The organism is Synechococcus sp. MU1655 (assembly GCF_023630655.1).
Classification (GTDB): Bacteria; Cyanobacteriota; Cyanobacteriia; order PCC-6307; family Cyanobiaceae; genus Synechococcus_C.
Genome location: NZ_JAKUHK010000163.1, coordinates 1 through 4537, shown reverse-complemented (window position 1 = coordinate 4537; position 4537 = coordinate 1). Strand labels below are relative to the sequence as shown.

Annotated in this window: 5 protein-coding genes; 2 read left to right on the top strand and 3 right to left on the bottom strand. The window is 54.4% G+C overall.

The features are described from left to right. Both NCN04_RS08250 and hpf read right to left on the bottom strand, forming a co-directional pair. Positions 1–537, bottom strand: a 537-nt coding sequence (locus tag NCN04_RS08250; RefSeq protein WP_250395766.1) for a beta/alpha barrel domain-containing protein, incomplete at its 3' end; no start/stop codon positions are given. Positions 538–559: 22 nt separating this feature from the next. After that, positions 560–1135 (bottom strand): ribosome hibernation-promoting factor, HPF/YfiA family, encoded by a 576-nt coding sequence (hpf, locus tag NCN04_RS08245; protein WP_011618551.1) that lies wholly within the window; start codon positions 1133–1135, stop codon positions 560–562. Positions 1136–1146: 11 nt separating this feature from the next. Between hpf and lipB the strand changes: the two genes are divergently transcribed. Together lipB and NCN04_RS08235 are read left to right on the top strand one after the other, a co-directional pair. Beyond that, complete coding sequence (gene lipB, locus NCN04_RS08240) at positions 1147–1869, top strand: lipoyl(octanoyl) transferase LipB (protein ID WP_250395765.1); 723 nt, start codon at positions 1147–1149, stop codon at positions 1867–1869. A 66-nt stretch (positions 1870–1935) separates the two neighbouring features. Next, positions 1936–3837 (top strand): AMP-binding protein, encoded by a 1902-nt coding sequence (locus tag NCN04_RS08235; protein ID WP_284498676.1) that lies wholly within the window; start codon positions 1936–1938, stop codon positions 3835–3837. Positions 3838–3900: 63 nt separating this feature from the next. Here NCN04_RS08235 and NCN04_RS08230 read toward each other — a convergent pair. After that, a partial coding sequence (locus NCN04_RS08230) for a hypothetical protein (protein WP_250395763.1) occupies positions 3901–4537 on the bottom strand: 637 nt, incomplete at its 5' end.

Here is a 4537-nt window from a genome sequence, read left to right as displayed (position 1 = left end):
CTCTTTGAGCTTGCGCACCTGCACCGGAGTGGTGGCGGGTCCAAATCCGTTGCCGGCTTGCAAGCACGCAGCACCGGCATCGATGGCGGCTTCTACGGCCAAGCTCAGGCCCGCTGGCTGCAAGCGGTTCACATCCAAAATCACCGTCACGGGTAGGCCGAGATCGCAGATCTGCGCGAGTTCTTCTGCATAGGTTTCCGACCGCCCCGCGGTGATGGCAGCGAGATTGGGCACCACATCGAGGGCATCAGCCCCGCGGGCTGCGGCCCATTCCGCTTGCGCCCGTTTGAGCTCTGCTGGAATGGTTCCGAAGGGGAAGTCCACCACGGCAAACAAGCGAAGACGACCGCTTGGTCCGATGCGGTTTCGAACCGCCTCTAGGTGGCAGAGGCTGGTGGAAAGCCCCCCGAATCCGAGCAGCCTGCCCGCATCACAGAGGTTGTGCAGGGCCTCCTCTTCCAACAAAGGATCTAAGACGGCTTGATGGATTAAGGGCGGGAGCTCCGGAAGCTCCCGCCGACGCGGCGACGCGGTCATCGTTGTGGGGCAAGCACTGCCTTTAGTTCCGCGCTTGGATCACGCCAAAGCCACCGTGATTGCGGTGATAAATCACCTGAAGTTCACCGCTTTCTTTGTCTCGAAACAGATAGAAGTCGTGGTCGATCAGTTCCAGTTGATGGCGTGCCTCTTCGAGGCTCATCGCTGGCATGGCGAAATATTTGCGCCGAACGCCCGGGCTGGGGAGCTGCGCTTCTTTGCCTTCGAGCAGGGAGTCTTCTGTGGGCCGTTCCGTCAGGAGGACGTCATTCGCTGCTGTTGGGGTGGTCCGATGGCCATGGTCGCTGTGGCGTTCCTTGAACCGTCGCAGTTGGCGCGCCAGTTTGCTTGCGACCAGATCGATGCTGGCGTAAAGGTTTTCGCTTCTCTCTTGGGCGCGAATCACCGTGCCATTGGCGAACACCGTGACTTCGGCGGTTTGTTGCGGAACCCTTGGGTTGCGTGCAACTGACAGATGCACATCCGCTTCCTTAACGAGGTCGTCGAAGTGGTGGATGGCCCGTTCCAGTTTTGTTTCGGTGTATTCCCGGAGTGCGGGCGTCACATCCAAATTGCGACCATGGATCAGAAGCTTCATGGCGTTCCCCTTTGCCTGGTTCTACCGGCAACTTACTAACTGCCTCAGACCCAGGAAAGCGGTCTGCGGCATTTCTTTTTGAGCCGGTTGCACCTGTGCCGTTCTCTCAGGCCTGGGAGTGGCAACGGGGATGGCAGAAGTGCTTACTGGCTGAGGACGGCTCAGACAGGGAAGCGGTTTGGCTTCTTCAGCATCCGTCTTGCTTCACCCTTGGTCGCGGAGCGACGGAAGATCACTTGCGCTTTGATCCCGAGAATGCGCCAGCTCCCCTGCATCGCATCGACCGGGGAGGGGAGGTCACCCACCACGCCCCCGGGCAGTTGGTGGCCTATCCGGTGTTGGACCTTCGCCGGCGTGAACCAGACCTTCATTGGTACATGCGCCAGCTCGAACAGGTGGTGATCGATGTGTTGGCGGCATTGGATTTGAAGGGCCAACGCATCCCAGGCCTGACGGGGGTTTGGCTGGAGGGGCGAAAAGTGGCGGCCATCGGGGTGGGATGTCGTCGTTGGATCACTCAGCACGGCCTTGCTCTCAACGTGTCGTGCGCCATGGACGGGTTTGCGCATGTTGTGCCATGTGGAATTTCTGATCGTCCTGTGGATCGTTTGCAGCGCTGGATTCCTGGGATCACGCCTGCGGTTGTGCAGCCACTCCTGCGGGATGCACTGGCCCAGCGCCTGTCAATCAGCTGGTGCGACCTTGCTGGTCTTGATTCTGGGTGGTACTCCTAGGCGCAAGCTGAAAACAACGTTGTGGGTTCGTGTGCACAGGCCAGCTGGCGACCAACGCCTTGGGAGTTGAAATCACTCGCCCGTCAGCAGCATGTGCAAGGTCTGGGGAGAGTGGATCAGCTCTGGCCCTGGCTTGAGCAACGTCATGGTGCTCTCATGGCTGTGGATGCTCCCCATGCGGCTCATCCGGAGCATTTCACCTATCAGGAGTTGTCGCAACGGATCACGACAGCGGCTGCAGGGTTCCGTTCCTTGGGGATTGGTGAAGGCGATGTGGTGGGACTGTTTGCAGAAAACAGTCCCCGCTGGCTGATGGCAGATCAAGGTTTGATGCGCACCGGTGCGGCCGATGCGGTGCGTGGCTCCTCAGCCCCCGTCGAGGAGCTGCGTTACATCCTTGAAGATGCCAAGGCCGTGGCCCTGGTGGTTCAAAACGCGGACCTTTGGCAACGGCTCCAATTGCCTGCGCAGCTGCGCAGCCAGCTGCGCTTTGTCCTGCAGCTTGAGGGTGATGCTGTGGATCCAGACGTGATCTCTTGGTCTGATCTTTTGGCGGCTGGCGCCGAGCAACAGGCTCCGGATCCAGATCTTGGTCGAGATGCGGCCAGCGCTGCTAGTACCACAGCCACCATCCTTTACACCTCAGGCACCACCGGTCAGCCGAAGGGCGTTCCCCTCAGCCACGCCAACCTGCTGCATCAGATGCGCAGCTTGAGTTGCGTTGCTCGGCCAGAACCTGGCGCACCCGTGCTCAGCGTGTTGCCGATCTGGCATGCCTATGAACGTAGTGCGGAGTATTACTTCTTCTCCTGCGCCTGTTCGCAGAGTTACACCACGATTAAACAGCTCAAACGTGATTTGCCCAGGGTGAAGCCTGTGGTGATGGTCACGGTGCCGCGCCTATGGGAGGCGGTGCAAGCCGGGTTTGAAGATGTCCTGAAAACATTCCCTGCATCCAGGCAGAGCTTTTTGCGCGCGGCACTCGCGAATAGCAGTGCCTATTGCTTGGCAAGGCGTCAGCGTCGCAACCTGATGTTGATGCCCTTGGGTCGCCGTCAGCGCTTGATGGCAGGCCTGAAATCCGCCGGGCGCTGGCCCGCCCATGCCCTGGCGTCCAAGCTGATCTGGCCAAAGCTGAGGTTGCAACTCAGTGGGGGACAGCTGCGCTTCCCCATCAATGGAGGAGGAGCGATCGCACCTCATGTGGATTCCTTCTTTGAGGCGGTGGGGATCGAGTTGCTAGTGGGCTATGGCCTCACCGAAACCAGTCCGGTTGTGAGCTGCCGGCGTCCATGGCGCAACATTCGTGGAAGTTCAGGGCAGCCAATGCCTCAGACTGAATTCAGGATTGTGGATCCTGAATCCCGAGCTCCTCTCAGTTTTAGAGAACGTGGCTTGGTGCTTGTGCGTGGACCTCAGGTCATGCAGGGATACTTGGGGAAACCTGAAGCCACTGCAAAAGTTCTGGATGTTGATGGATGGTTCGACACCGGTGATTTGGGAATGCTTCTTCCAGATGGCTCTGTGGTGTTAACGGGCAGAGCGAAAGACACCATTGTTTTAAGCAGCGGTGAAAATATTGAGCCAGGGCCTCTGGAAGCTCATCTGCTGATGAATCCAGTGGTTGAACAAGTCTTACTTGTCGGTCAAGACGAGAAACAACTCGGTGCTTTGATTGTTCCGAGTCAAGATGGCTTGTCGCAATTTGCTAAAAACAAAGGTTTTGAAGATGTTGATTCATTACTTGTAGGCAGTAGCAAAGTAAAGCTGTTAGATCTTTTGAAAAAGGAGTTTAATCGTGACCTTCAGTCACGTTTGGGCTCAAGGTCAGATGAAAGGTTGTGCGGCGTAGCTTTCGTTGAATCTTTTACCATAGAAAATGGATTGCTGACTCAAACTCTTAAGCAAAAGAGGGGTGAAATTTGCGCTAGGGATGAGAAGGCGATCAAGGAAATTTATGGGCTATAAATATGTTCTTGCTGCTGAGAATGGTAAGAATTAAGCTGGCTAATATAAACGATAGATTAATTGTCAAAATTTACTGCTGAAGCCAGCCTCGGTGGAGAATGATGAAGAGTTGACAGTAGCGCTGAATGCACTCTTTCGCTCAGTGATTACTTGTTCTTTTTTTCGCTCGAACATTTCAAAGTTTTCTTGTAGAATATTCATTGTTGCTGTAATAGAAAATGTATCTTCGGACATGATTTCGCTGTTGGCTGTGCCAACGGTATCACCGTTTTCTGTCATACCTCGATTAAGGCTTTGCTTTAATGATGGATCTCCATTATGTTCTTGTTCAAGATTTTGTATCGCCAATTCATTAACTGGGCCTTCAATTCCATCGCCAGTGACTTCAAAAGTTCTTATCTGATTATCCATTTGAGCATCCATTTCCATTATCCTATTAGTTTTGCTGGTTGTAATCTCTCTACCATTAGAAACTCTATTTTGCCCTGACATATTGGTGCTACTGTACGTTTTCATTTGAGAAAGGGATGAAAGCGGAGTTAAAAAGATAAGCATGATGCCGAGGGAAAAAAGCCTGGTCTTCTGCATTGCTTTGATTGATAAATAAGTTTTTTTGGAGGTCTTTTTGAGCTGATTCATGGCTCCAGCTCTTGAATTGATGCATTGTCTGTAATAAGGCTGATAATATAATCTTTCATGC

Excerpts from the sequence above, each read along its gene's own strand:
- hpf (WP_011618551.1), bottom strand. The coding sequence starts at position 1,135 with ATGAAGCTTCTGATCCATGGTCGCAATTTGGATGTGACGCCCGCACTC.